This window comes from Brevibacillus sp. IT-7CA2, from assembly GCF_949767855.1.
Lineage (GTDB): Bacteria > Bacillota > Bacilli > Brevibacillales > Brevibacillaceae > Brevibacillus.
In genome coordinates, this window is the sequence record NZ_CATKQT010000055.1 from 175,455 (window position 1) to 201,640 (window position 26,186).

The 26,186-nt window shown below is 43.1% G+C and carries 25 protein-coding genes; 22 read left to right on the top strand and 3 right to left on the bottom strand.

Annotated features, from left to right (window positions below):
• The first annotated feature begins 20 nt into the window (after nt 1-20).
• From eutC to ACM6JA_RS30835, 11 genes are all read left to right on the top strand, one after another.
• Nucleotides 21-944, top strand: coding sequence for an ethanolamine ammonia-lyase subunit EutC (eutC, locus tag ACM6JA_RS30785; protein WP_414855460.1), 924 nt, complete (start codon nt 21-23; stop codon nt 942-944).
• Between the two features lie 20 nt (nt 945-964).
• A complete protein-coding gene (gene mdh / locus ACM6JA_RS30790) occupies nt 965-1,906 on the top strand; it encodes a malate dehydrogenase (RefSeq protein ID WP_015893779.1) in 942 nt (313 codons plus the stop codon).
• Nucleotides 1,907-2,046: 140 nt separating this feature from the next.
• Complete coding sequence (locus ACM6JA_RS30795) at nt 2,047-2,964, top strand: acetamidase/formamidase family protein (RefSeq protein ID WP_414855461.1); 918 nt, start codon at nt 2,047-2,049, stop codon at nt 2,962-2,964.
• A 196-nt stretch (nt 2,965-3,160) separates the two neighbouring features.
• Nucleotides 3,161-4,531 carry a helix-turn-helix domain-containing protein gene (locus ACM6JA_RS30800; protein ID WP_414855462.1) on the top strand — a complete coding sequence of 457 codons (1,371 nt, stop codon included), beginning with the start codon at nt 3,161-3,163 and terminating at the stop codon, nt 4,529-4,531.
• A gap of 253 nt (nt 4,532-4,784) precedes the next feature.
• Complete coding sequence (locus ACM6JA_RS30805) at nt 4,785-5,072, top strand: aspartyl-phosphate phosphatase Spo0E family protein (RefSeq protein WP_414855463.1); 288 nt, start codon at nt 4,785-4,787, stop codon at nt 5,070-5,072.
• Nucleotides 5,073-5,292: 220 nt separating this feature from the next.
• The gene (locus ACM6JA_RS30810; protein ID WP_414855464.1) at nt 5,293-6,624 is read left to right on the top strand and encodes a helix-turn-helix domain-containing protein; all 1,332 of its coding nucleotides are present in this window, start codon (nt 5,293-5,295) and stop codon (nt 6,622-6,624) included.
• 255 nt (nt 6,625-6,879) lie between these two features.
• Nucleotides 6,880-7,182 carry an aspartyl-phosphate phosphatase Spo0E family protein gene (locus tag ACM6JA_RS30815; protein WP_414855465.1) on the top strand — a complete coding sequence of 101 codons (303 nt, stop codon included), beginning with the start codon at nt 6,880-6,882 and terminating at the stop codon, nt 7,180-7,182.
• 96 nt (nt 7,183-7,278) lie between these two features.
• Complete coding sequence (locus ACM6JA_RS30820) at nt 7,279-7,860, top strand: hypothetical protein (RefSeq protein ID WP_414855466.1); 582 nt, start codon at nt 7,279-7,281, stop codon at nt 7,858-7,860.
• 718 nt (nt 7,861-8,578) lie between these two features.
• Complete coding sequence (locus ACM6JA_RS30825; protein WP_414855467.1) at nt 8,579-9,082, top strand: SMI1/KNR4 family protein; 504 nt, start codon at nt 8,579-8,581, stop codon at nt 9,080-9,082.
• A 387-nt stretch (nt 9,083-9,469) separates the two neighbouring features.
• Nucleotides 9,470-9,922, top strand: a complete 453-nt coding sequence (locus tag ACM6JA_RS30830) for a hypothetical protein (protein WP_414855468.1) — start codon at nt 9,470-9,472, stop codon at nt 9,920-9,922.
• A gap of 420 nt (nt 9,923-10,342) precedes the next feature.
• Nucleotides 10,343-10,852: a DUF4309 domain-containing protein gene (locus ACM6JA_RS30835; RefSeq protein ID WP_414855469.1), complete on the top strand. Its 510-nt coding sequence runs from the start codon at nt 10,343-10,345 to the stop codon at nt 10,850-10,852.
• A gap of 115 nt (nt 10,853-10,967) precedes the next feature.
• On the opposite strand, the gene ACM6JA_RS30840 is transcribed toward ACM6JA_RS30835, so the two are convergent.
• Nucleotides 10,968-11,921: a hypothetical protein gene (locus ACM6JA_RS30840; RefSeq protein ID WP_414855470.1), complete on the bottom strand. Its 954-nt coding sequence runs from the start codon at nt 11,919-11,921 to the stop codon at nt 10,968-10,970.
• 389 nt (nt 11,922-12,310) lie between these two features.
• Between ACM6JA_RS30840 and ACM6JA_RS30845 the strand changes: the two genes are divergently transcribed.
• From ACM6JA_RS30845 to ACM6JA_RS30880, 8 genes are all read left to right on the top strand, one after another.
• The gene (locus tag ACM6JA_RS30845; RefSeq protein WP_414855471.1) at nt 12,311-12,715 is read left to right on the top strand and encodes a hypothetical protein; all 405 of its coding nucleotides are present in this window, start codon (nt 12,311-12,313) and stop codon (nt 12,713-12,715) included.
• Nucleotides 12,716-12,785: 70 nt separating this feature from the next.
• The gene (locus ACM6JA_RS30850; protein WP_414855472.1) at nt 12,786-13,244 is read left to right on the top strand and encodes a hypothetical protein; all 459 of its coding nucleotides are present in this window, start codon (nt 12,786-12,788) and stop codon (nt 13,242-13,244) included.
• A 53-nt stretch (nt 13,245-13,297) separates the two neighbouring features.
• Nucleotides 13,298-14,026, top strand: coding sequence for a hypothetical protein (locus ACM6JA_RS30855; RefSeq protein ID WP_414855473.1), 729 nt, complete (start codon nt 13,298-13,300; stop codon nt 14,024-14,026).
• Nucleotides 14,027-14,347: 321 nt separating this feature from the next.
• Nucleotides 14,348-14,812, top strand: coding sequence for a hypothetical protein (locus ACM6JA_RS30860; protein WP_414855474.1), 465 nt, complete (start codon nt 14,348-14,350; stop codon nt 14,810-14,812).
• 695 nt (nt 14,813-15,507) lie between these two features.
• Nucleotides 15,508-16,473, top strand: coding sequence for a hypothetical protein (locus ACM6JA_RS30865; RefSeq protein ID WP_414855475.1), 966 nt, complete (start codon nt 15,508-15,510; stop codon nt 16,471-16,473).
• A 346-nt stretch (nt 16,474-16,819) separates the two neighbouring features.
• Nucleotides 16,820-17,227, top strand: a complete 408-nt coding sequence (locus tag ACM6JA_RS30870; protein ID WP_414855476.1) for a hypothetical protein — start codon at nt 16,820-16,822, stop codon at nt 17,225-17,227.
• Nucleotides 17,228-17,373: 146 nt separating this feature from the next.
• Nucleotides 17,374-17,946, top strand: a complete 573-nt coding sequence (locus tag ACM6JA_RS30875; protein WP_414855477.1) for an RNA polymerase sigma factor — start codon at nt 17,374-17,376, stop codon at nt 17,944-17,946.
• Nucleotides 17,939-19,405: a DUF4179 domain-containing protein gene (locus ACM6JA_RS30880; RefSeq protein WP_414855478.1), complete on the top strand. Its 1,467-nt coding sequence runs from the start codon at nt 17,939-17,941 to the stop codon at nt 19,403-19,405. The genes ACM6JA_RS30875 and ACM6JA_RS30880 overlap by 8 nt, the downstream gene beginning before the upstream one ends.
• Before the next feature lie 38 nt (nt 19,406-19,443).
• Here ACM6JA_RS30880 and ACM6JA_RS30885 read toward each other — a convergent pair whose 3' ends face one another.
• On the bottom strand, nt 19,444-20,727 hold the full coding sequence (locus tag ACM6JA_RS30885) for a haloacid dehalogenase-like hydrolase (RefSeq protein ID WP_414855479.1): 1,284 nt from the start codon (nt 20,725-20,727) through the stop codon (nt 19,444-19,446).
• A gap of 290 nt (nt 20,728-21,017) precedes the next feature.
• Here ACM6JA_RS30885 and ACM6JA_RS30890 point away from each other — a divergent pair, with 290 nt between their 5' ends.
• Both ACM6JA_RS30890 and cls read left to right on the top strand, forming a co-directional pair.
• Complete coding sequence (locus tag ACM6JA_RS30890; protein WP_414855480.1) at nt 21,018-21,962, top strand: aminopeptidase; 945 nt, start codon at nt 21,018-21,020, stop codon at nt 21,960-21,962.
• A gap of 82 nt (nt 21,963-22,044) precedes the next feature.
• Nucleotides 22,045-23,493: a cardiolipin synthase gene (gene cls / locus ACM6JA_RS30895; RefSeq protein ID WP_414855529.1), complete on the top strand. Its 1,449-nt coding sequence runs from the start codon at nt 22,045-22,047 to the stop codon at nt 23,491-23,493.
• A gap of 79 nt (nt 23,494-23,572) precedes the next feature.
• Here the strand turns inward: cls and ACM6JA_RS30900 are convergent, their stop codons facing one another.
• Nucleotides 23,573-24,553, bottom strand: a complete 981-nt coding sequence (locus ACM6JA_RS30900; RefSeq protein ID WP_414855481.1) for a Rieske 2Fe-2S domain-containing protein — start codon at nt 24,551-24,553, stop codon at nt 23,573-23,575.
• A 205-nt stretch (nt 24,554-24,758) separates the two neighbouring features.
• On the opposite strand from ACM6JA_RS30900, the gene ACM6JA_RS30905 reads away from it, so the two are divergent.
• Nucleotides 24,759-26,108 (top strand): uracil-xanthine permease family protein, encoded by a 1,350-nt coding sequence (locus tag ACM6JA_RS30905; protein ID WP_048035203.1) that lies wholly within the window; start codon nt 24,759-24,761, stop codon nt 26,106-26,108.
• Nucleotides 26,109-26,186 lie beyond the last annotated feature (78 nt).

Sequence of the window (26,186 nt, forward strand, 5' to 3'; positions counted from 1 at the left end):
GATCAGGAGGTGAAAGAAGGATGGAACAACAATTAGATTTCTTGGTAGATAAAGTAGTAGCAGAGCTGCAAAAGAAGCTGGGTGAGGCCACAGAACAAGCTCCGTCACCGAAAGCAGAGACAGGCTTGATTCAACTGAGGTCGGAGCCAGTAGCGAGTGCAACGACGGCTCCAGCTACTGTAGTGAACGAGCAGCCTGCTCCATCAACAGAACCAGAGAGAACCACACATGTACCGAATCCGAAGTACAAGGAAGGCTTGGATGAACTGCTGTCCAGCACGCCAGCGCGCATCGGAGTTTGGCGTACAGGTGTGAGACCTTTGACCAAAACGATGCTCGAATTGCGTCGCGACCATGCTGCGGCTGTCGATGCTGTATACGGTGAAGTCAGCCAAGCCGTACTCGATCAGTACTCCTTGTTCACAGTGGAAACACAGTATGACAACACCGAAAACTATTTGAAGCGTCCGGATATGGGGCGTATCCTCACCGAGGAAGGCGTGCGCTTGCTGCAAGAGCGCGGTCAAAAGAAACCACAGGTACAAATCGTCGTTTCAGACGGCTTGAGTGCTGCTGCGGTGGATGCGAACCTGAAAGACGTACTTCCATCCCTGATGGACTCTCTGAAAAGCTACGGACTGACCTGCGGCACTCCGTTTTTTATCAAGGGCGGACGCGTAGCCAGCATGGATCACGTCGGCGAGATCTTGGAGCCAGAAGTATTGGTGCTCTTGATCGGAGAACGTCCAGGATTGGTTACGGCGCATTCCATGAGTGCATACATGTGCTACCGTCCACGCAAAGGTATGGTAGAATCAGAGCGTACAGTGATCTCGAATATTCATCGTCAAGGTACTTCTCCGGTTGAGGCGGGTGCCCACATCGGGACAATCCTCTCCAAAATGCTGGAGCAAAAAGCAAGTGGTGTGAAACTAGTCTTGTAACATGACGAGGAGGATTCAGCATGACATTTCGCAGAAAAAAAGTAGCGGTCATCGGTAGTGGTTTTACAGGAGCGACAACTGCGTTCATCATGGCGCAAAAAGAGCTGGCTGACATCGTTTTGGTCGATATCCCTCAATTGGAAAACCCAACGAAGGGGAAAGCACTCGACATGATGGAAGCTTCCCCAGTTCTCGGCTTCGATGCTAGCATTACAGGTACTTCTGACTACAAAGACATCGAAGGCTCCGATATCGTAATCATTACAGCAGGGATTGCTCGCAAGCCAGGTATGTCCCGTGACGACTTGGTAGCAACGAATGCAGCCATCATGCGCTCGGTTGCTGAGCAAGTGAAAACATATGCACCAAACTCCATCGTACTCATCCTGTCCAACCCGGTAGATGCGATGACCTATACATTCTACAAAACGTCCGGCTTCCCGAAACACCGCGTAATCGGTCAATCCGGCGTACTCGATACAGCTCGCTTCCGTACGTTCGTAGCGATGGAACTGAATGTATCCGTAAATGACGTAACAGGCTTCGTATTGGGCGGTCACGGTGACGACATGGTACCACTCTTGCGTTACTCCTACGCTGGCGGTATCCCACTCGAAAAATTGATCCCACAAGATCGTCTGGATGCTATCGTAGAGCGTACACGCAAAGGCGGCGGCGAAATCGTAGCTCTCTTGGGTAACGGTTCCGCTTACTATGCGCCTGCGGCAGCTCTGGTAGAAATGGCAGAAGCGATCTTGAAAGACCAGAAGCGCATCCTGCCATCCATCGCTTTACTCCAAGGCGAGTATGGCTACAACGATATCTACCTGGGCGTACCAACTCTCTTGGGTGGAAACGGTATCGAGCAAGTCATCGAGCTGGATCTGACTGCTGCTGAGAAGGCAGCATTGGATAAATCCGCAGATTCCGTTCGTGCGGTTATGAAAGTAGCTATGCCATAAGCACGAGTTTAAAATGAAAGCTTCGCCAGATGTTTTGGCGGAGCTTTTTTTACAATACACTATCCTCCATACTGAGAATTGTTGTAGATTAAATATTCGGATATTTAACTGTAAACATTCCAGGAAAGGCAGTGAATGAAATGGCCATACATACGTTTCAACCGCAACGGTATTACAACAATATTGGCTCTTATGAACCGGCGCTGGTTATAAACGACGGCGACACGGTTATCACCTCTACCATCGATGCAAGAGGATGGGATCACATGGGAGAAAGTGTTGCCCCCAGAGGAAATCCGATGACGGGTCCCTTCTACGTGGAAGGCGCACAACCCGGTGATGTTTTGGAGGTTAAGCTGGAATCGATGACGCCAAACCGGGACTGGGGATGGACAGCCAATGTGCTTGCGCCTAACGTAGTCGATCCGCTGACAGCTACAACATTGCCCACTCTGGAAATCGTCCGTTGGCAGGTGGATGCTGCGCAGGGTATAACGCGGTTAGAGAAGCCGACACCCGGTTTAGAATACCTGAACCTGCCGATTCGTCCGTTTCTCGGCTGTTTCGGCGTAGCCCCTTCCCGAGATCAGGCCATATCAACGGCGACAAGCGGCAATTACGGCGGTAATATGGACTACAAAGCGTTAGTTGCCGGTGTCTCTGTCTACTTTCCAGTGTTTGCGGAAGGCGCGCTTTTTCATCTTGGCGATGGACATGCGGCACAGGGATGCGGCGAAATTGTCGGCACGGGTATAGAAATATCGTTAGACGTCCGTTTTTCCGTCCGTGTGCATAAGGGCAAGACGATAAAATGGCCTAGGGTGGAGTCCGATACTCACTTGTCTTGCATCGGCAACGCCAGACCGCTCGAACAAGCGCTTCAGCACGCAACGACTGAAATGCTCTCCTTGCTAGTCGAAGACTATGGGCTCTCGGTAAATGAAGCAAGCCTGCTGCTCGGCCAAGTCGTCGAATATGAGGTGGCCAACGTGTTCAATCCCGCTTACAGTGTCGTCTGTAAAATTCCAAAAGCATATTTACCTGTTCGCAAATCCTAGTCCGCTCAATCGATTAAGAGGGGACGGATAGCCCTAGGTGTAATTGTCACGAAGTGTAAACACCTGTAAGACATTGGAGGAATTGTGCGAAGAGTGACGAACTAGATTGCCGAAATGTTAAAAATTGTAAAGAAAAATCTTTCAAAAAAATATATTTTATTGTAAAATTAAGGAAAAAATTAGGGGTTGATTCTTTATGGGGGGGCTGCAAGGGACAATGCACTGGTCGCTGCGGTCAGAAATTGAAAGACACCGTAGAGAGTGCGGCTATACCTTGAGTAAATTGGGTGAATTAACGGGCATCAACCATGGGAGTTTAAGCGAGATTCTGAACGGAAATCCACCGCGGGCTATGACCATTGGTCAATTAGACGCGCTCGCTGCGGTGTTTGGTCGCGAGCCAGGTTGGTTGTACGAATTGTATACGGAAGAATGTATATCAGAGGGGAGAATATCGCGCCCTCGGTTGATACCTTATTTGATTCGATGTGCAGAGTTTGGGCGGCAGGATTGCATAGAAGAGGTTGTTCCTAAATTGTTGGAGAATCCAAAGAATATCTCGACCCTCTTTGCCGTAGCAGAGCAGCTATATGAGGAAGGAAAACAGAAACAGTCAGTACCTTTCTATGAATACGTGATTGAAAACGAAAAAGATAGTTACTCTAACCAATTTGTGATGAGTCAGTACAGACTTTTTCGAGTAGTAGTGCAAGGTACGAATTCTGAAGAAAATTGGAAGGCTGTCATTCGATTTGATCCGTATAGAAGGCGCCTACCGGAAAATAACCAGTTAGATGCACTACTACAATTAGCGAATGTTTGTTATACTATCCACAAATGGAGAGAAATGGATAAATATGCCGATGAATTAAGGGAATTGGCTACTATTATCTATGAGGATGAGTTGCGTAGACGAAGAAGCAACAAGGCCAGTGAAATGCTTTCATCTGAACGTCATTTGGTTGTGTACTATGGACAAGCATTTCTCATTAAAAGTATAGCATTAGAAAAACAGGAGATGTACGAAGAAGCGAAGCGATATGTTGATGGATACGCTGATTTAAGCTGGTTTGAACTCCTGGACGAAATTGGTCAAATCGAAGTGCAGAAATTTCGATCATGGGCGACAGCTAATTTGTACACGCTGAACATCTTAATGGGAAATAGTGATGCCATCCCTGATTATATTCATTTCCTTTCTGATCATCCGAATGAGGTCCTTTCAGGTTTAGTAACGATTGTGAGTGCAGCCAATCAATACGGTTTTTCGATCGATTCGGTATTTGAACAGTTTGCAGAAAAAATTGATCGTTTTGAGGATCGTCTGGACGCTATCGGCATGAGTGAACATATTCAGTTTCGGAATGAAATGGCGAATTACTTGTTTAATAGAGGGAAGTATGCAGAGGGGCTTAATGAAACGCTTCGATGCCTTAGCTTGTCTGATACCATGAAAGATTACGATAACTTCAAAAAATGTACAGCGTTGTTTTGGATGCATCTGCAATATGCGTCTGATCAACAGAAAGGCAAGTATCAAACTATCCTTACGAAAGGAGCTGTATAGTGATGAAGGGGATTTTACTCTCACTTGCTCTCGTTTTGGGTTTGGGTGTCAATGTTGTAAGTGAACCAGCAAAGATAGGAAACGGTGTAGTAGTCGCTAATTATGGTCATGGAATAGGTGGTTAAATAGATAGTACCCCAAAAAACATCCCATCGGAGGGATGTTTTTTTCTATTCAATTTTTCTTAGTCGGTGAATTTCTGCACATCCCTGTATAGTAATTATATGTAATAAATTGTAAAAGAGAGGGGGCGTTGGATATTACTGCTATCGCAAATATTTTAGATAGGGATGTTTCTTTTCACCCTGGAAACTCCCCCAAAAGAGGCGCAGCATCAGCCCCTAAAAGTAAGTGTACGATCCGGGGCATGGTAAAGGAAATCGGTTGCCACTTGGAGTTGGATAATAGAATCGAACAGCTAAGGTGGGAAATGATGGAATTGGCAGGAAAGTATGGTCTCTCACATGATAAGGTTTTGGCTGTAAGCCAACAATTGGATAAATATATTGTCATTGCACAAACCAGATTGAAAACGGAATAGTAAGGATCAGGTCAGTTCTTCTAACACCTCAAGGCCTCCAAAAAACCCTTCCATTAACCTATTATCTAGGTATTTGCCGACTCTAGACAAATCTGAGTTAAAGTTCCGAACTGGATGACGAATTGATAGGAAGGTCTTGTAGCGCATTTTTTAAAAAACAAAATAGTAAAATTAGGAAATAATAGAGAGGAAGATCCTTTATAGGGGGCTGCAAGGGACAATGCATCTGTCGCTACGGTCAGAAATTGAAAAATGCCGGAGAAAGCACGGTTATACATTAAGCAAGCTGGGTGAATTAACTGGCATTAACCCCGGGAGTTTGAGTGAGATTCTAAATGGAAATCCGCCGCGTGCAATCACCATTGGTCAGTTAGACGCGCTAGCCAAGGTGTTTGGTCACGATTCGGGTTGGTTGTATGAATTATACTCGGAAGAATGTATATCAGAGGGGAGAATATCGCGCCCCCGATTAATACCATACTTGATTCGATGCGTGGAGGTTGGGCGAAAGGATTGCATAGAAGCTACTGTCCCCCAAATGATGGAGAATCCGAAAAACATCTCGATTCTGTTTGCCCTTGCAGAACAGCTATATGAGAAAGGGCAACTGAAAGAGTCGGTGCCCTTTTATGAATATGTGATTCAGAATGAAAAAGATAGCTATTCTGACCACTTCGTGATGAGTCAGTATCGGTTATTTCGTGCTGTACTTGGGACAAATTCAGAAGAAAATTGGGAGAGTGTGATTCGGTTTTCTCCATATCGCAATCGGCTTCCTGAAAACTACCAACTCGATGCTTTATTCCAATTAGCACGGGTTTGTTATGCTTTGCAAAAGTGGAACAAATCTGGGGAGTATGGTGACGAGTTACGCCTTCTGGCAGAAACTGTTTCCATACATGAATTGGAGAGGTTGAAAAGAAACAAAAAAGGGGAACCCCTGAAAACAGAGCGCCATCTTGTCTATTATTATGGAATGGGACATTTATATAAAGGCGCAACACTGGAAATGCAAGGACTGTATGAAGAGGCGAAGAAGTATGTGCAAGTTTACGCTGATTTAGGATGGTTTGAATTACTTGATGAAGACGGACGTAAAGAGGTAGAAAGATTCAAAGTATGGGCAAAGGCGAACTCCTACACATTGGAGGTGTTGTCTGGCAATACTAGCATCATTGAAGAGTATGCAGACTATCTCGATAGTCTTCCCAATAATGAAGTTCTTGCTGGTTTAAATGCTATTATGAAATCCGCTAACACCTACCATTTTTGCGTGGATGAGATTTTAGAGCGTTTTGCCTCCCAAATTGCTAGTTTCGATCAATTTACAGAAGCAATTGGATTGGATCGACATCTGCGGTTTCGATATCAGATGGCTTTATATGAGTTCGGTAAGGGAAGGATGGAGAGAGGAATTGAAGAAACGATATATTGTCTTTCTCTAGCGGATTTGATGAATCGACACGACGAAACCCTTACATACATAGCACTGTTTGGATGGTTAGGGAATTTGAATAAGCAAATAGGTAACCAAAACAAATTAGGTTGCTAGTATACTGTTAGGTCATTGTGAATATATCGTAGATTGATGAAACATCCTTTGGCAGGATGTTTTTTTATTCTATTTTTTGCAGTTGGTGAAAACTCGCATATCAACTTATGGTTAATTATGTAATAAATCTCAAAATGAAGGAGGTGTGAGATGAAGATATTCCATGAAGCAATAGAAATCTAAGAATATCTCTAAAAAGAGGAGCCACTGGTGCCACTAAAACCAAGCGATTAATCCGGTGGTAAAGGAAGTAGGGTGAGTCTTATAGCAGCAATTGCATTTAAAAGGGGCGTTCCCCCCCTTCGACAGGTTAAAGGAACGCTCGCAGGAGGAGCAGTTACAGCTCCTATAAGTAAATGTATCACGCTACCTCTAGATCGAGAAGGAGTAACCTATCACGATATTGATCATTTGAAAAACATTGTGGAAAAATTGCGCGGACAACTGGTGCAGTTGTATTTAGAGAAGAATGATTTCTTGGATGATGAAGTCGTGGAATTAAGTCAGCAGTTGGATCAATACATTCAGGTAATTCAATCAAAGATGATGCGATCTTAAGATGAAAAGAGAAGAAACTTACAAGATAAAAAGATGCAAAATTTACATTTATTATTATTTTCTGTATAATATTCCAAGTGAAGGTGAGTGATCTAATTGTTAGCTCGGAAAATAACAGTTTCAGTCCTTTCGACAGTACTATTATCTGCTTCAGCTTTACCAGTAAGTGCTTTTGCTTTAAATTCTCCTACAGCAAGTACATCAAGTGAATATGAAAATGAATACGTATATGATTATCAAGGAGTAACATTTAGAGGAAACGTTCCTTTAAGTGATGAACAATTAGCATCAATGTTTAAAGCACTTCATATAAATACGAAGAATAGCGCACAGAAAGTTGGTTCTGATAAAGTCGATCCAGGAGGTCCTGGGTCAGAAATAGTTATAGGGCCTATGTATCATAGCTATAATAATCAAGCTGCACGAGAAGCCGCACATATTATTATTGCTTTTTTGGCGTCTAAGAGTCCGAAAACGGCGCCATTTTCATGGGTATTTTCTAGATTGAGTGGTTGGGCAGATTCAACAATAAAAGATACTTACGTTGGAGCGTGGCAATGGCGAGTTCCAGACGGCAAATGGGATATCTATTACGACACCATCGTCCACTATAAAGATGATACTTATAGGAGAACTTTAGATGTCCAATATTACGAAGTGGACAGAAAAAGAAGATAGCTGATAACTTCAAAGGGGAGCTTAAGTGCTCCCTGTTTTCGTTGAGATTACATAGTGGAGGTATCTTTTGTGACATACTATTCATTTCTCGTCTTTGTGCTTTTCCTTGTAATCACGAAAGTGTATAACTTTATCGAGAATATACTTACCCCACTAGATTTCGCCTTAGTTGTCGGTATGGGAGTTTTCTTGCTGTTACTAAAATGTTGTGAATGGTTATCTGGCGTATTGGAGAAGTTTTGTATCAAGTTCAAAATAAAAGTATGGCAATTGTATGTAGTCACTACAATTTTGTACTTTTTATTTTAGCTCCTTATGCACCATACTTTGATCACACGAAAATGTGAACAGATTCCCCACACTTTGGGCATCAGGTCAGCGGGTGGTTTAAGCAATGAATTTGCTTCTAGTTAGCGGGTTAACACTACAGCCTAACCGGCTATTTTTGTGTCTAGAACTTTTTAACCTTGTAAACCGCCCCTCAATATTTCAGCTGGAGCGAAGTTGCGATCCATCATATGATTCCGCTAGAATACTATGGATCAAATGATTTCGACAACCTGATCCCTCTTCTCAAAAAGGATAGAAAAAACGATTACATTCTGCTGCATAAGGAAGTAACTGACTGGTGGAATAGTTACCGTAAGAATTGAGAAAAATGGACTACCTCCTGTGTGGCGGTAGTCCGTATTTTCATTAGAAAGGGTGTGAATACTGCGTGAGTAATTCTTTTGACCGCATTTTAAACAAGATCAAGGGAAGAAGAGAACAATTGAACGGGGATTTGCATATTATCGGTGGGGAGTTTGAGTTTGTTTTTCAAATGTCTACTGACTCTGACGCTGAGATAAAGAAGCTAAAGTCGTTTGAGCTACCAGAGGATTATGTGACCTACTTATGTCAGTACAGCAGAGCCGTATTATTTCGAGATTTTGAATTTGGCAGCAGTCTGTTCACAATATTAGACCCTCACAATGTTATTGAATACTGGAAAGGATACAGCATAGATCACCCTTACTATCCTATCGCATGGAGCAGTCACTCTTTAGGCTGTATATGCGTGGATCAAGACCGACTAGGTAGTGGAAACGGCTACCTCACATGGATCGAATCGATGGACCCTGATAATCCCATCGACATTGACCTGACATTTACAGAATGGCTGGATAAGCTCATCGAGCATAAGGGGAAGGAATTCTGGATTCCACCTTACGAAGAATAGCCACAGACGCGAGAAAGCGCGTCTGTTTTTATGAAGAACGTCCCAATGTTTTCCGCAGAATGCGAACCTTGATAGGAGGGTTACTCATTTACACATCACAGATACAGTAAAAGAATATTATATATGTCTCTTTAAAGAAATTGATGTATTTAATACAAAAGCTAGTAAGCTTGTAGAGGAGCTTGATAAGATTTCACCATATATTCGAGATAACGATGCATCTCTTGGCTTCTCCTACACTTTCCCTGAATGGGGGCTATCCTTTTGGAAAAGCCATGTACGTAACGAGGAATATTTTCACTCAGAGGAGTTTAAAGAATTGGATCCTGAAATACAGGAAGATGAGATGAGGGATTAATATTTTGATTTGAGATAGGAGGTTTACATTTGAAAAAAACGATACTAGTATTTCTGATTCTCCCACTTCTTTTACTCGGTGCTTGTTCCGAAAAGGAATGGTCCTACAAGTACGAAGGAGCTACTGACAATTGGAATGGAGTTACTGAAATTTTCCACGATAAAGAAAATGGTGCACGCTTTGTAGGTAAAATTAAGTATTTAGGAAATGGTGATGTTAAGAAGCTTCAATTTATTTCTGAATTAACCCAAACAAGTCAACAAACAGGTAGTGTTCAAACCCCTAATCTTAAAGAGGGTTATATCATCATCTTTCAAGATGTACCTAACACGGATAGCACTAAAAATGATTTTAAGAATGGAGTAACGGACAAAGAAGTAAAATCGTTTTTTGGTGACTATCCTGTTTTCAAAATTGCTTGGACTGATGAGGAAGGTATAGATCACACCGAAACTATTTACTTAAAGTATGTGGCTCAATAATAAAAGCAACAATGGCTAGGAACCAGTTGATAGCTTCCCATAATTTAAAGTAGCGTTGAATAAATTGTTTTCGCACCTTAATTTTATGCACGTTTCTATCAAACGATTAAAATGGGGTGATATGGTGTATAAATATTTAGTTCTTTTTACAGGTATTCTAGTTTCAGTAGTTTTAATAATGTCTGTGCATACGAATTTCGCCATCCTACTTGGCCTTTCTCCAGCGTTTTTTTATGGAATGAAGACGTATGAAAGTGCTAAATAGAAAAAGCCCATAAAAAATGATTTAATTTCGACCCTCTTAATCTTAATAGTTGTTCCTATTGCATTTCTAATCGTAATCAATCGTTGATCCTACCACTGACAAATGTAAGTTTTATGAGGAGTGTGGTTGATCTGCCTAAAATATGTCGTAATGCTTTGCTTGTTGTAGTTCTTAGCTCAATAACTTTATTTGGCTGCTCCAATATATCTGAAAAAACTGAAGATATTCCTGTTAATTCTGCTCAATCGGACACTTTGGAGAAAGTAAAAAATGGGCAATTAGAAGGTGTCTTAATAGGCATTGGGGCAACAAAGAAAGAGGTTCTGGATAAAATCGGAACCCCCGTCAAGAGCGGAAATTCTGAGTATGGATTCACAGTATATTATGAGGGTTTTGATTTACAATTCGAAGACTATGCTAATTCAATTGATGAAGTAAAGGATACGAGTAAAGTCGTCCTAATGAACGCCGAACCAAAGACTGTGGGAATGACTGGAAAACCTGAGGAAATCAAAAAAACCTTAGGAGAACCCTCTAGAGAGTTTATGGATGACTCAGGTGATCATACGTTTATATTGGAATATGAGAACAATGGAAACCTACTAAGATTTACGTTTGATTCAAAAGAAAGTCCAGTAAAGTATGTTACCCTTCGAGTCCAATAAGCCGGAATATCTGGCTTATTGTGGCCTGAATTCTGAAAAATTAGTCCATAAAAGAGAAGAGACGGTTCTCCCGCCTCTTCTCTTTTACTTGTGTACCCCAGTTGACTATGTTTTTCTACCATTCCGTTTCCGTTTTGTGTTCAATGACTGGCAATAATTTTGGTTCAATTGCTTTCATCATTTCTTTCAGTGATTGCTCGGTGATCGGTACTCCATCACCTTGAAGTTGTCCTCTAGCCTGTGTTTCTGCAATCACATCAATCACTTGTTGTTTCGTGACATTTTTAGATGCTGCAATCTCCACAACAGTTTTACCTTTTGCTAATTCTTGTTTTAATTCTGTCGGGCTGATTTTTAGTAAAGCAAACAGTTTTTCATCGTTTAAAAAGTTATCAGCAGTATAATCAGGCTTACCATTGAAAGAGAATAGGCCTTCTACTTTCATGTTTGAAGGTGTATCAGGAGCTGTAGGAATACCTACGATCTTAGTAAGACTAATGGTATTGTCCTGAACAAAAACCTGGTAGACCGGTTCTTGGAACATCTCATTGGTGTAATTCAACATCCATGTTTTTTGGTTTGGATTCTCCATTTGCTCTATAGCAACCTCGTACGTTTCGACGTTGCCATACATTTTATCAATAAGATCATTTACCTTCGCCTTGATTTCCTGATCGGTTAAAGTAATGAGTGACTTCTCCTTAGGCTCCCAATTCTCTTGAATCACGTGTTCAATCTCATCCGTACTACCGTTTGTATGGAGGGTAATCTTTTTGCCGGTTCCTCCTTTTTCCTGTAGTACGATGCTTGTTTGTTTCACGTTGGTTACATTTTTCCCTTTGGATACATCACCTTGAACGTTGCTTGCATCGATAATCTCAAACGATTTTGTTTCAGGATATGCGAGATACAGCTTCTCAAGCGTTGATTTGCCAACCTCATCCACCTTGACTTGTTCAGTAGTCATCGGTGTTCTAGTAGGCATGTCAATCACGGCAGAAGCCGCAAATGCTGCAGCTGGAATCAAAATCGCAGTAGCAACGATTCCACCAATTAATCGTTTTTTCATAATTACTTCGCTCCTTTTTTGTTGTAAATAATGTGAATCGGATTGTTCTATTTGTTCTCTGAATAAGCAGCTTACACACTATATTGCCTCTTTAGTGGAAAAAGGTTCGGTTCATATCTTATTTTTTTTATATCGTGAGCAGACCCATGCCCATCAAGCGGCATGTATGCAAATCGACTATTCATGAAAGTAAGAGAGTTCATCACTTGATTCCAAAATGCAGGTTCTTAGCTTGATGGACATGGGGTGCATCCAGCCAAACGCGGATTTACAATGATAAGCGGTGTAAGCGGCTTTCGGTGACAGTGGTTCTTTAGTACCATTTATTGAGATGGTAAAACATGTAATTATATACAGGTAAACACATTAATTGATTGGGAGGTAAGAGCATGAAAAAGTCTGCTAAAGTTGCTGCAATCCTACTGCTTGGGGCTATTGTGGTAACTGGCGGTATTTGGACTTCCAACACTTACGCTTCGGTTAATGAGGAAAATGAAGTAAAAGAAACGGTTCAAATCTATTTGGAAGCTCTTGAGAACGGTGACGCTCCAACTATGGTTGAATACACAATTGATGAGCGCTTTGATAATGATAAAGACAAACAGAAAGTGTACGAAAGTTTTGGTACTCAAAAGATAGATATAGATATGGATACCGTATCGGTAGAAAAGATTGAAGATGAAAAAATGAGTGTTACGTTTCATTATTCGAACGAACATGTTTCGGAAGATATAACTCTTCCAGTTGTTAAAGAAAATAATCAATGGAAAGTAGTAATTGAAAATACAAGATAGTACAACAGCGCTCTCAGAACGAGTTTCCGAAGCCGATTGCCCTGAATAAAAAGACGTAGGAGGTAAGAGTATGAAAAAAAGAAATGTAATTCTTTCTGGTCTTTTTTTAGTCGGTGCCGTTTTTGTTGGAAGTAATTTATATGCAAGTGAAGATATTGAGCAATACAAGAAAGGAAATCACTTGGTAACTCTTCATTCATTGGGAATCGAAGTGAATTCAGATGAACTTGCACCAATGCAAGCTTTGACTGACGAAAATGGGAAAGAGTGGATTTATAACAGATTCTCCAAAAGAGCCCCATTAATGGATAAAATAATAGATGAACGTTCAGTAGACGAGAAGGATGCATTCATTGAAATCCAGGACGAGATCATGCAGAAATATACCAAAAAGGGAGATACCCTTCCGGTTATTCTTTTGGATGAAAATTTAAATGAAGGATATTTCGCGTTCAATAGACAAGATGGGGAAACCTTGTCCTTCAAAATCAAGTATGACAATGGGTCATGGGAATACGAGTTGCAATAATAATCTCGAAATTGCTTCTAGTTAGCCATGTATCTCTACTACTGATTTAACATTTGGTTGAAAGGGGAGCACTAACGATTTTTAAATCTACGAAAAAAGTAGTACTAGCTACTATTGGCTTAATAACAATTGCAGGACTTGCTGTTTACTATATAGGTGACTTAAAAAAACAGAATTTCCTTTATTCCAGTGATACAGATTATAGAATCGTTTCTGGTGAAGCAATGTTTACCGAGACATTCACTGACGTGGAGGGTCTAGCTGAAAATGCAGATATCATAGCAGAAGCTGAAGTTATTTCTCAAAAAAGTAACCCTAATTATGAAAGACTAGATGTGTATACAGTCTCTGAATTAAGATTAACGAAAGTCTATAAAGGTGATGTAGAGATAGATGATACAGTATCTGTACTGGAAACTGGAGGGGAATTCGATGAAAGAGAGGTGGCCAAATATTTCTCAGGAAAGCCAGGATATGAATTGAATGATGATCTTGGTGATCCTGGAATAATAACGGTAGGGATTGGAGGAAGTATTCCTATGAAAGAAGGAAATACATATTTTGTTTTCTTAACAGAAGATGACGATGACGTCTATAACATAGTAGGGTCAGTTCAAGGAAAGATTAAAATTAATAGTGAGAACACTCTGGTTTCACAAGTTTCTCCAGAGACAATAGATCAGCATGGTAATCTTTATTTCCTCCAAGAAAATTATTCAGGGCAGAATATTTCTGAACTTAGAAACGAAGTTGAACATCTCATTCTATCCTCTCCCAATTAGCTCGCCAAAGTCTCTCAACCGCAATATCATTACGAAGGAGATAGAAAAAGGAGATCACGGATAATTACAAAGGAAACCGGGAGCTTAGGTGCTCCCTATTTTCGTTGCAATTACATAGTGGAGGTTTTTTAGTGACATACTGCTAATCACTAAAGTGTATAAACTATATCGAGAGTATACTCAGCCCGAGCCCGCTAGATTTCGCTTTAGTTGTTGGTATGGGAGTTTTTTGGCTATTACTAAAAAGTTGTGAATGGTTATCTAGCGTATTGGAAAAGTTTTGTATCAAGTTCGAAATAAAAGTGTGGCGGAGGGATTGTGATGGAGGACATTATCGTAGAGCCGGGAATAGGGGTTGGCCCCATAAAGTTAGGAATGACTAGGGAAGAAGTAAAGGCTCATGAGCAAGAATGGCCGCTGAAATATGTGACATTTTTGATACAGTATGAGGAGAACAAAGTGAGTTTCATCGAAGTTCCCATAGATACACACAATATTAGCGGAGGATTCAGTTGTTTTGTTTACGGTATCGATGTGGTTCATACAAAGGCGACACAATTAGCGGAAAAAATCGATAAGATATCAAATTATACGCGGGATGAAGGTGCAAAGTGGGGCGACAGGTACGCTTTTCCTGAGATAGGTTTAGGTTTTTGGCGAGATGGTGTCTTAAATGAAGAAGATTTAGAAACAGAAGAATTTAAAAATTTGGACCCAATAATACAAGAGGATAGTCTAAGGAATCAATATTTCAGTACCGTTTTCGTCATGTATCCAATGGTTTAATAGGGGGCATATCCAACAAGGTAACAAGAAGCCTGCGTTAAGGACGCGATTTTTCGCGTCTTTTTTTGTTTCCAGCACAGTTACATATGACCTCCTATTGCTTTTCTAATGGTAATTTCGATCAATTTACAGAAGCAATTGGATTGGATCGACATCTTAGGTTTCGATATCAGATGGCTATTTATGAGTTAAAGGGCGGATAGAGAGAGAATTGAAGAAAGGATATACTGTCTTTCTCTAGCGGATTTGTTAAATCGACATGACGAGGCTCTTACATACATAGCGTTGTTTGGATGGTTAGGGAATATGAATAAGCCAATAGGGAACCAAAACGAGTTAGGTGGCTAGCATCCTAATATATCGTACATTGATGAAACATTCTCTGCCAGGATATTTTTTTATTCCATTTTTTGCAGTTGGTAAAAACCTGCATATCATTTTATGGTTATATTTGTAAATAATTTCAAAATAAGGAGGGAGGTGATGATATTCCATGAAGCAGTAGAAATCTAAGAACATATCTAAAAAGCGGAGCCACAGGTGCCATTAAAAGCATGTGTACGATCTAGTTCATGGTAAAGGAAGTAGGTTGATACCTAGATTGGAAGAAAGAGTTGAACAGCTACGACGGGAAATGATCGATTTAGTAGGTAAGCAAGGCCTTTCAAATAATACGGTAAAATGGAGGTTTTGTTGTGGTAAAGAAATTGTCTCTATTGCTTCTTGGAACCTTATTATTTGCAACAACAAATGTCACTGTACAAGGAAAAGAAGATCACACTAAACAATTTCAAGAGGTTAGACCTGGCGTTTTTGAAAGAGAGTTGACTGATAGAGAAACAATTCAGAAATATGGAAAACAAAGTGATACCATCGATAAAGACGAAATATTAGGGAATGTTCTCAGCGGTTCCACTTTACTAACTACAGAGGAATATACAGATGAAGACGGAAATAGACATTTAGTAAAGTATTATCGTCCTAAATTTAAAGATTCGGAAATAGGTCAAAAAATCAAAGCGAGTATAACTCAGAATCAATCTGAGGAATTGAGAGATCAGTCAGTTAGCCCCTTGGCTGCGAGACCAGAAGAAGGAGACGTTCGGATTGATGTAGAATTTGAACGTATGGAAAAAGGAGAAGAATTCGATTCAACTTCCAGAAACTATTGGAGTACCTTCACAACAGAGTATTATTCAAAAGCTCTTGATTTTGGTAGTGGTCTGATTTTCTCTAATCCAATCGCAGAATTATTTACTGGTGCTGTGCTTGACGATTTGAGAGAAGGGAACAAAGGGAAAGGCGATGCAATTTCTTACTATAGAGTTGTAACTAAAATGGGGCAAGTTTACCATGATGGTGCTTGGGAAGATTATTATGAAACATTTCAACGAGAATGGTATTGGTCACATGAACAAATAAGTTACGACAGCAATAACAGAATTCTGAATACTGTAACACAACATTATTTCCCCGATAGTGATGGATACTTACCGATAGAATGGGCATTTACAGAAGACTTTAATGATGATTATGATATTCAAGAGATAGCAATGTATCAGTATTCACTGGATCCAGATAGGGCAAGGCCAGCACGTGATTTCCTTCGGTACGAGTACCACAGATCTGACTGGAATGAAGAAGGAGAATTGGATTATTGAAATTTTGTAAAAGAAGCTGGTATGTGTCAGTTTTAAATCTATATAGATAAATCATCACTCTGAATTTTACGAACAGACCAGAATTCATTCTAGAATAGCTTCTAAGGCGTTAAATGAGGATAACAAGAATATATTTTTATCCCATACTCAAAATCCTTTTTTGAAAAAGGGACTTCCTCAAACTACTTGAGAGCTCTATACCAAGAGCTCTCTTTTTGTCCACGTAAAATATAGGATTTGATAATCGGTTACCGTTAAATCACATCTAATATTACTAAAGTATACAACTTCATTATGGGCTTAGTCTCTTTATCTTCTTGGCCCCTATTATAGAGGAGGAATGGAAGTGAAAAAAATAGGGATAGTCATCGCTATTTTAATAATATTTATTGCAGGATGGTTTATTCTAAAAACGATATACTCTCCAGAAAATGCAGTAAGGACCGTTATAGACAATATAGCAAATGGCACACAAAACCACGTGCAAATGGAACAAGAGCAAATTGAATTAATTCGCTCCTATTTTGAAATTGCCGCTAAGAATAATCTAAAATCACCCGAAATTTCAGTTAGACAAGTAGAAGGAACTGGAGATCATATACAGCTAATCGCAGAGTTTCTAATGATAGATTACGAAGAAGATAATAGAATTCGAAAAGTGTATGCAGGAAATCTCCTGTTCACCTTACAGAAATCTTCGTTTTATGAGTGGGACGTAATAGACGTTGAGGAAAAAATGAAACTTAGCCTTTAGGTGGAAAGTGCTTGTAATAGTATTCACCCGTTTCTATTCAGGGGACGGGTTTTTCTATGTTCATTATTTTTTCGCCTAAGTAACGTGAACCAAACTCCGCGTTCTCGTGAATATACAGTAGAGAAAAAACGAGGGGAGGGAACGCTGTGGATGAGTGGGAGTTGATTGCCAAATGCCAAGAGAACGAGCCTGAAGCTTTCGAACAATTGGTCAAGCCCTATCTGGCGATGGCATACCGGACAGCGTACTTGATCATTCATGACAAGCATCTGGCACAGGACGCCGTTCAGGAAGGGCTCATCGAAGCGTATCAGCACATAGACCGACTCGATAAAAAACGGGGAGTGGCCTTTCGCAATTGGCTATACCGGATCATTACGTTTCGGGCTCTGAATCTGGTACGCAAGCAAAAGCCTGCTGTGGAATACGAAGAGATGATCCCGGAAGAGGCGCTAACGCCACTGGATAACGTGATCAAGCTGGAGGAACAGCGGCAAATATGGCAGGCGATTCGCAGCATGAAGGCGGAGCATCGCGCGGTTATTATTCTTTACTATTATGAGGGCTTCAGCGTGTCGGAGATCGCCAAAATTACGGGCTCCTTCGAGGGAACGGTCAAATCGCGGATGCACAAGGCGAGGAAGCTGATTGCGCAGCAATTGGACAAGGAATGCATTCCATCTGATTTTTTGCGGGAAGGGGCAATGACTCATGACTAACGAGGAGCGGCAAATCCAAGAGACGCTTAGGAAAGTAGCGGGAGCTGTCGAGACGCCGAGTTTTCAAATGCCAAGCAAGAATGACGGACTGCAAGTGAGAAGGCGTCCGTTTTACCGAAGCAAAAGATGGGCTTCCATCGGCATAGCTTCCGCTGTCGTACTCGGGCTGCTCGGAACCATGCAAGTGTCCCCAACATTTGCGGCCTATGTCAAATCGATCTTTGCACAAGGTGTGTTCAACGACGAAGGACTGCAACAGGCGGCGAGACAAGGCTTCTCCGAAACATCTAATCTTTCTGTTACGGATCAGGGGATTACCTTGGAGGTAAAGGAAATCATTGCTGATCCGGTGCAGGTAATAGTAGCTTTAATGATTAAACAGTCGGATGGCAAGCAGCTCGGCCCTGAATGGAAGACAGCAAGTAACTCTCAATTCAATGCCGTTGAATTGCTGGATGCCAAAGGGGCGGTCATCTCTGACGATTGGGGAACAAGCTTTGAAGACAATGTCGGATTCATCCGGTTTATCCTTGGTAAAAAAGGACAAGAGCCCCTTCCGAAAACGTTGTCGATGCATTTTGATGAAATAGGCGATATAAAAGGAAACTGGAAGCTGCAAGTTCCGATCACGATGGCAAAAACAACGGCTGCAACTACTGTGTTGCCTGTCAATCAAACGCAAGTGACGAAGCATGGATTGAAGATGACCTTACATCAGATCGTCAACACGCCAACGACCACCCGAATTGAGTTGGAAACACAATGGACAGAGGCGTCCAAAAAACAATTGGAACAAGAAGCAAAAAAGCTAACCGGAAAGACGACGAACCCTGATTATGCTCCATTTCTTCCGTATCAGCAATATATGCTGGGATATTACTACGAGGGGGCAGATGGCAGCAAGGGGAAGGAAAGGCGCAAAGAAAGATCTCATTCCATTGATCGCTATGGGCATTTCCGCTGGATCATGGACGACGATCCGTTGCCAAAAGGCAAAGCAAAGACGCTTGTCATAAACAGCTTCCACAAGGCAATACCGTATGATATGAGTGTCACCTTCAAGCCAGATGAGTTGAACAAGAAGCCCGTAATCAAACAAGTGGGAGAAGATATCTTCACGGTGAAAGGCGTTCAGCTGGCAAAAGATAAATATTCGGAAAAACAGCAAATAGAAATGGAAGTCGAGGTACTATCCAAAGATATTTCCGATATTTATTTGCCTTGGTGGGTAGCGCAAGACGGGCAGGGGACCACCTACGAAGCTAGAAGGAGTTCTCAATCCACGGGACCCGTTGACCAGTCAGGACGCGAGCGAGTCACGTACAAATTTCTGCTGGAGGACAGCAGAAACTCGGAAGGATACGAAATAACCAAGCTCCCGGAGAAGATAACGCTACGACTGGATGCTGTTCAGAAAAAATATCCGCTAGAGTGGCGAATTCCAGTTACCCATCCATAAAGATAAAACCGCCCTTTGTACGGGGCGGTTTTTCCTGTTTATTTCGCGACCAACTGCGGCTCTTTCTGCCCGAGTCGGATCGTTGCTTCATTCGGAATCCACATGCCTGTATTCTCATCTCGTCCTTGCAGGACTACCGTAGGGTTGCCTTTACCCATCTGTTCGGCACCTTTGGTAATTTGCTGCCCAATTTTGCCGCCCTTGACGCGGTTCACGACGAGCACGAGCTGCACGCTATCCAGCTCTGTCATCATCTCGAAATCACCGTTGCTATCGCCAGCGATGAAGATAGGCCCATGACCATACTTTTTCACCAATACATCCTGGATCACTTCCGTCTTGCCGTGGGCTACCGTGATCGGGTAGTCAGGCTGGTACACATTCGTGATCCGTCCGTTTTCTGTTTTCAGACGCATGCCGATGATGTTCTCCGATGGGAGATTGTAGCCATATTTCGGGAGAGTGGCAAAGACACGAACGACATCCTCCAAGGAGGCACTCACGACATACACGTCGATGCCATTGGCACGCAGCGTGTTCATCAGGTTTGCGACTTCGGAAGTGAGACGCAGACCCGTTGTATGAGAGGCTTTCACTACGCCTGCTTTGCCTGCCAACGATTTCGGGCTCGTCCAGCTTACTTTTTCAATCGCCATGCCTAGGCTGTGATCATTGGATGCTTCCGCCAATTTTTGCACTTCTTCCACTGTCATGTTCGTGAAGAGGTAGAGGATCCATGGATAGCCAATCGTGTTGCTGTGGGTATCGTTGATCGCTTCATATAAGAAAAATAGTTTGGCTTTAAAATCTGCGAATTGCTCTGTTGCTGTTACTTCCTCCAGCGACTTTGTTCCTTTAAGACCTTGATAATTTTGATATAAGTACGTGTAGTCGGCTACGAGATCAGTCGCGATGGCATCGAGTGTGACAGGCTTGCCGTCGACATTTTTATACGAGTCGGAAAACGGTCCCTCTGGTACATTCGTGCGGATGACCTTCCCGAATTCTTCTGGTGTGAGCTTGTAAGCCAAATGGTTGATCTGGTAAACAAACAGCGCTTCCTCTGTGTCATGCATGATGCTCGTATTGTCCCAGTCAAAAACGGCATACGGCTTCTTTTTGGCATTGTAGGAGGCACTCTTGATGCCGTTTTTCTCAATCAATTCATGGACGGCTTGATAAGTTGCAGGTGCCCATTTCCCCTTGTCGAGCATCTGCACGTTGGTGTCTTTGGCCAATGCTGGCATCTGCATCGCGAGTAGAGCGACGATCATCAGCAGTGTCAGCCACCACGTTTTGGGTTGTGCTTTTCTGTGTGACATGGTTGTCATCCCCTTTTTCTTTTTCTCGATCTCCCAAATGAAAACGTTATCATTTTTTCAAAAGAAAAAGGCCTTCCCCGCGCCTATTAATAAAGCGCGGGTAGAAGACCTCATTGTCTTAAGCGTTTTCATTTGTATTCTAATCATACTAAATTTAACAGTAAAAGCAAGAAGATTCCGATAAACATAATAAGGGCAGGACTAACGATCCAATCTAGCGAAGACAGAAGTTTGCAAGAAAAAAGTGGATATAATCTAAACCATAAGATAGATGAGAAGGATGATGAGGCATGACATTGATAGAATCCAGCAAAGCTATTTTGGTGAATTGCTTGGCGTTGAAAGCGAATGAGACATTTTTGGTGGTGGCCGACGAGCGGAAGCGGGACATCGGTGAGGCGCTGTGGGAAGCGGGTAAACAGCTCGGGGCAGAAGCGATGCTGATGGTTATGAAGGAGCGAGAAAAGTCTGGTCAAGAGCCTCCTGCGGCTGTTGCAGCGGCGATGAAGAGCGCAGATGTGGTGGTATGTGTGACGCAACACTCTTTGACGCATACAAAAGCACGAAAAGAAGCAGCAGCAAATGGTACAAGACTGGCTACCATGCCAGCTATTACGGAAGACATGTTCCTTGCGGGAGCGATTTCCGCTGACTATACACAAGTAAAGGCACTCACCGAGCGCGTGACCGAGATGCTGACCCGAGCAAGTACCGTGCGAATCGAAAAAGCGGGCAAGTCACTGACGTTTTCCGTCGCAGATCGCAATGGGGTGCCGAGTACAGGTATGTACGTCAATCCGGGAGAATCGGGCAATTTGCCTTCCGGGGAAGCGTATATTGCCCCACTGGAAGGGACAGCAGAGGGACAAATCCTCGTCGATGGCTCCATCGCGGGTATCGGAAAAATTGATTCGCCCCTGCTGCTGACGGTCCAAAATGGTCGGATCACAGAGGCAGAAGGAACGGCGGCTGAACGCCTCCTGCAAATGCTTGGAGACGAAGATGGTCGGATGCTGGGTGAATTCGGAATCGGAACGAATGATAAGGCGCGTATCACGGGAGTTGTGTTAGAGGACGAGAAGGTATACGGAACGATTCACGTAGCCTTTGGTAGCAACAACACGTTTGGCGGGACGATTGTCGCGGGGGTACATATTGATCTGGTTGTCAAGGAGCCGGATGTGTATTTGGACGACAAATGTATCATGAAGAGTGGAAAACTATTGGCAACATAGGACAAACTAGATGGATAGGAAGGATGAATCCCGATAGTAAATGTTGTAATATGGGAGAAATCCTAGAGGTGGATGTGGTGTGATGGCAATGTCTGAAAAAATATTTGCGATTATTACAATAGGTAACCTGATTTTGGCTGCCGTTCTTATTTTCATGGAGAGGCGAAACATTGCGGCAACCTGGGCCTGGTTGATGGTTTTGTTGTTTTTGCCGGGCATCGGGTTTATCGTTTACCTGATTTTTGGACATAAGCTAAGTAAGAAAAAGCTTTATCGGCTCAAGGAAGGGGAATTTTCTCATTTTCGAGCTGCGGTCGATAGACAAAAGCAGTTGCTTGCCCATGGTGAACTGCAGGTGAACGACCCTGAGATGGAGAGACACCGCGACATGATTTTCATGAACGTGGTAAGTGATGGAGCGTACTATACGCAGGATAATACCATTCAGGTTTTTAAGGAAGGCCATAGTCTGTTCAACCTCATGTTCAAACAGATGGAGGAAGCACGAGAGCATATACATTTGCTGTACTATATTTTGAATGACGATGATTTAGGGAAACAGCTCATTCAACTGTTGACGAAGAAGGCACAGGAGGGCGTCGAGGTTCGATTGCTCTATGATGCAGTAGGTTCTTCTGGTGTCTCATCCCGGTTTCTGCGCCCACTGGTAGAAGCAGGGGGAGAAGTCGCCTCCTTTTTCCCGGCGAAGATTCCGTTCCTGAATTTTCGGGTCAACTTCAGGAATCATCGCAAGCTGACGATTATTGATGGCAAGATTGGCTATATCGGAGGCTTCAACATCGGGGATGAATACTTGGGCAAGGATAAGAAGCTGGGATATTGGCGTGACACCCATTTGCTGATAGAGGGTAGAGCGGTGTACATGCTGCAAGCACGCTTTTTCCTGGACTGGAATTTGTCTGCACCGAAAAGAATGCATGAGTCACTTGCGTATTTTCCGGAAATTCATGAGGCCGAGGGCACGATTGGCGTTCAAATCGTATCGAGCGGGCCAAACTCGGAAAAAGAGCAAATTAAGCATGCTTTTTTGAAGATGATTTACAAGGCTCGGAAGAAGATTTACTTGCAGACGCCGTATTTCGTTCCCGATGAAAGTATGCTGACCGCACTAAAAATGGCGGCAATGTCTGGGGTAGATGTACGGGTGATGGTCCCGGGAAGGCCAGATCATTTGTTGGTATTCTGGGCGACTCACTCTTATCTCGGCGATTTGTTAAAGAGCGGTGTGCGCTGCTACCTGTACGAAAAAGGCTTCATGCACGCCAAAGCCATTGTGGTCGATACTCAGTTGTCGTCTGTCGGAACGGCCAATGTCGATATTCGCAGCTTCAAGCTGAATTTCGAGACGAATGCGTTTATGTACGATTCGCAAATGGCAGAGGAGCTGGAGGAACTGTTTGTCTCCGATCTGGCTGATTGCCGGGAAATGACATTGGGAGAGTATGTGAACCGACCACTGCGTTTGCGTTTGCTGGAATCGTTGACGCGGTTGTTGTCTCCACTTTTATAATAGCGGGACAGGAAAGCAAAAGAGGACCTGTTAGCCTATGTGAACAAACACGGGCTGGCAGGTCCTTTCTGTTTACTCTTTATACCGTCCCGTGCGTAACACCCATCTCCGTCAAGTATTGACGGTAAGCGATGCTCGCGCGGTCGTATTTTAAGGACAGCTCTACTTGTAGATCAAGTGGCAGGTCCTCAGGCTTTTGATTTTCCACGATCGGTTTATCTTGAGCGAAGATGAGGTTTTGGAAGCTAATGATTTCCTCATCGGAAAGGTTCGTCTCATAATTAAAAGAAAGTACACCATAAGCTACGCTTCGCGCTTCATCCAGTGGCATCACAGTAAGCAAAATAGTCATCAGATTGCCGTTTTCTGCATCGCGTTTCGTAAATTTTACCGTGAGTGGACGGAGGATTTCGTATGTGTAATAGACGTGCTTCGCTTGACCAGTACCGTCCGGGTCAGGCTGAAAAATCTTGATCTCATCCGTGCGAATAACACCGTTCTCATCGCGGTGAACGCGGTAATCCCCGATTTCCATGTGTGTTTCGACACCCAAAAAACCCTCATGAACGACAGCCAGATGGCCGACATCCAAAAAGTTCTCTACGATGCGTGGAGGCTTGGCTGTTACTGTCTGTGGCCCCCAAATGACATTTCGAAAATGATGATCCTCAAATTCCGGCAGGGCAAAAAACTCAGGAGATTGGTTGGCGAGATTTACCCACACGAATCCATAGCGCTCTGCACAGCCGTATAATACAGCGCGCGCCTTGCCTGGAATGGCTTGATCGGCAGGCAACTGAGGGATTGTTACACAGGCTCCGGATGCTTCATATTCCCATCCGTGATACGGACAGACCAGTTTTCCATCTCGGACACAGCCCAGAGACAGGGCAGCGCCTCTGTGAATACAGAGGTCTTTAAACGCATGGATTCCTTCTTCGTTGCGGAAGAGGACGACCCGCTCGCCCATAATGGTGACCTGGATTGGGCGGTCTTGCACATCCACCGAACGACAGGCGACGATCCACTCATTACGCAGCACGGTATCTTGCACGATCATTGATGAGACACTCCTTTGTCGATACTTCGGTTATTCACCCATTGTAGCGGGAGACTAGAAGGGAAGTCAACAGAAAACACGAACATTACAAAGTGGTATCACCTATTTATTACGTGAATAGTTGCCTAAAAACGTAATTATCCGTTATAATCCCATTTATATCGTTCGTAATTAGCTAAAATACCACTAGGGAGGCCTTTTGAAAGTGGAACAACATCGCGAAAGCAATCAGCTTGTTGTGGGCGTCGATGACAAAATCAGTGTGGGCAAGGCGTTTTTACTTGGTTTGCAGCATGTGTTGGCTATGGACTTGTACATTGCTCCTATTATTATTGCTGGGCTGCTGACCATGGACGCTTCAAGCACTTCTTTCTTTATTCAAATGTGTTTTCTCGCGACGGGTATCGGGACGTTGATCCAGACTGGATTTGGATTGCGTTTGCCTGTTGTGCAAGGCCCTTCCTATGTACCCATCGGTGCGTTGGCTGCGATCGGCAGTAAGCTGGGGATGGGTGCGATGATTGGTAGCATGATTCCTGGAGCGTTGTTTGTGGCCCTGATGGGTTATCCATTGAAGTGGTTTGCCAAAGCGGTTCGCAAATTCATTCCACCGCTAGTCGGCGGGACGGTGATCATCATCGTGGGCATTGCCTTGATGCCAACAGGGATGGGAAACATTTATCACTCCCCGGGAAATATTTGGACCAACATTTTAATTGCCGCTGTTTCTGCTGGTGTGCTTGTCATCTGTATGCTGCTTGGCACAAGAGCAAAGGTTGCGGGGGCGTTTTTTAGACTTGTATCTGTCCTGATTGCGATTTTCGTCGGAACGGTCACTGCTGCTTTTTTTGGAACGGTAGATTTTAGTCCGGTTGGACAAGCACCGTGGCTGTCCATGCCGAAGCTGTTTCCGTACGGGGCCCCTGTATTTGATCTCAGTGCTGTTTTGACGATGCTTTTTGTTTATTTGATTATTATGATTGAAACAACAGGGACTTGGTTCGTCGTCTCTACGGTAACGAACAGTGAATTGACGGAGGAGCGACTGAATCGCGGTGCTGTCGGTGAAGGCTTGGGGTGCTTTGTCGGGGCATTGTTCGGAGGTACACCTACGACTGGCTATTCCTCCAATGCTGGGTTGATTGCGGTGACAGGAGTAGGAAGCCGGATGGCGATTATGGCCGGAGGATTGATCTTGATTGCCCTTGGGTTGGTGCCGAAGCTGTCGGCGGCGATTACCTGTATACCGGAGCCAGTCATCAACGGAATTTTTGGGATCGTGTGTGTAGCGATTGTGGCCAATGGAATCAAAGTCATTCAAAACATTACGATTGATGATCGGACAATGATGGTCATCGGTTTGCCGATCCTGCTGACAATGGCGGTAACGGTCCTGCCAAAAGATGCGCTCGCAGGAGTACCTGATTTCGTGAACTACATTTTATCGTCAGGCATTACAGTAGGGGCCTTGGCAACGGTTCTTTTGAATCTGCTCATTCCAGAGGGAAAAAAGAACAGAGCGAAGGTTCCACAGCAACAGCCTGTCAGTAACTAATAAACAAACAGCCCGGCACACTAAGCTGACGGGCTGTTTGTTCTCATAATCGTCGGATGTATCGATAAGCCAATAAAG

Coding starts and splice junctions, on each gene's coding strand:
- eutC (WP_414855460.1), top strand. CDS start 21: ATGGAACAACAATTAGATTTCTTGGTAGATAAAGTAGTAGCAGAGCTG.
- mdh (WP_015893779.1), top strand. CDS start 965: ATGACATTTCGCAGAAAAAAAGTAGCGGTCATCGGTAGTGGTTTTACA.
- ACM6JA_RS30795 (WP_414855461.1), top strand. CDS start 2,047: ATGGCCATACATACGTTTCAACCGCAACGGTATTACAACAATATTGGC.
- ACM6JA_RS30800 (WP_414855462.1), top strand. CDS start 3,161: ATGGGGGGGCTGCAAGGGACAATGCACTGGTCGCTGCGGTCAGAAATT.
- ACM6JA_RS30810 (WP_414855464.1), top strand. CDS start 5,293: ATGCATCTGTCGCTACGGTCAGAAATTGAAAAATGCCGGAGAAAGCAC.
- ACM6JA_RS30840 (WP_414855470.1), bottom strand. CDS start 11,921: ATGAAAAAACGATTAATTGGTGGAATCGTTGCTACTGCGATTTTGATT.
- ACM6JA_RS30845 (WP_414855471.1), top strand. CDS start 12,311: ATGAAAAAGTCTGCTAAAGTTGCTGCAATCCTACTGCTTGGGGCTATT.
- ACM6JA_RS30850 (WP_414855472.1), top strand. CDS start 12,786: ATGAAAAAAAGAAATGTAATTCTTTCTGGTCTTTTTTTAGTCGGTGCC.
- ACM6JA_RS30860 (WP_414855474.1), top strand. CDS start 14,348: ATGGAGGACATTATCGTAGAGCCGGGAATAGGGGTTGGCCCCATAAAG.
- ACM6JA_RS30880 (WP_414855478.1), top strand. CDS start 17,939: ATGACTAACGAGGAGCGGCAAATCCAAGAGACGCTTAGGAAAGTAGCG.
- ACM6JA_RS30885 (WP_414855479.1), bottom strand. CDS start 20,727: ATGTCACACAGAAAAGCACAACCCAAAACGTGGTGGCTGACACTGCTG.
- ACM6JA_RS30890 (WP_414855480.1), top strand. CDS start 21,018: ATGACATTGATAGAATCCAGCAAAGCTATTTTGGTGAATTGCTTGGCG.
- cls (WP_414855529.1), top strand. CDS start 22,045: ATGGCAATGTCTGAAAAAATATTTGCGATTATTACAATAGGTAACCTG.
- ACM6JA_RS30900 (WP_414855481.1), bottom strand. CDS start 24,553: ATGATCGTGCAAGATACCGTGCTGCGTAATGAGTGGATCGTCGCCTGT.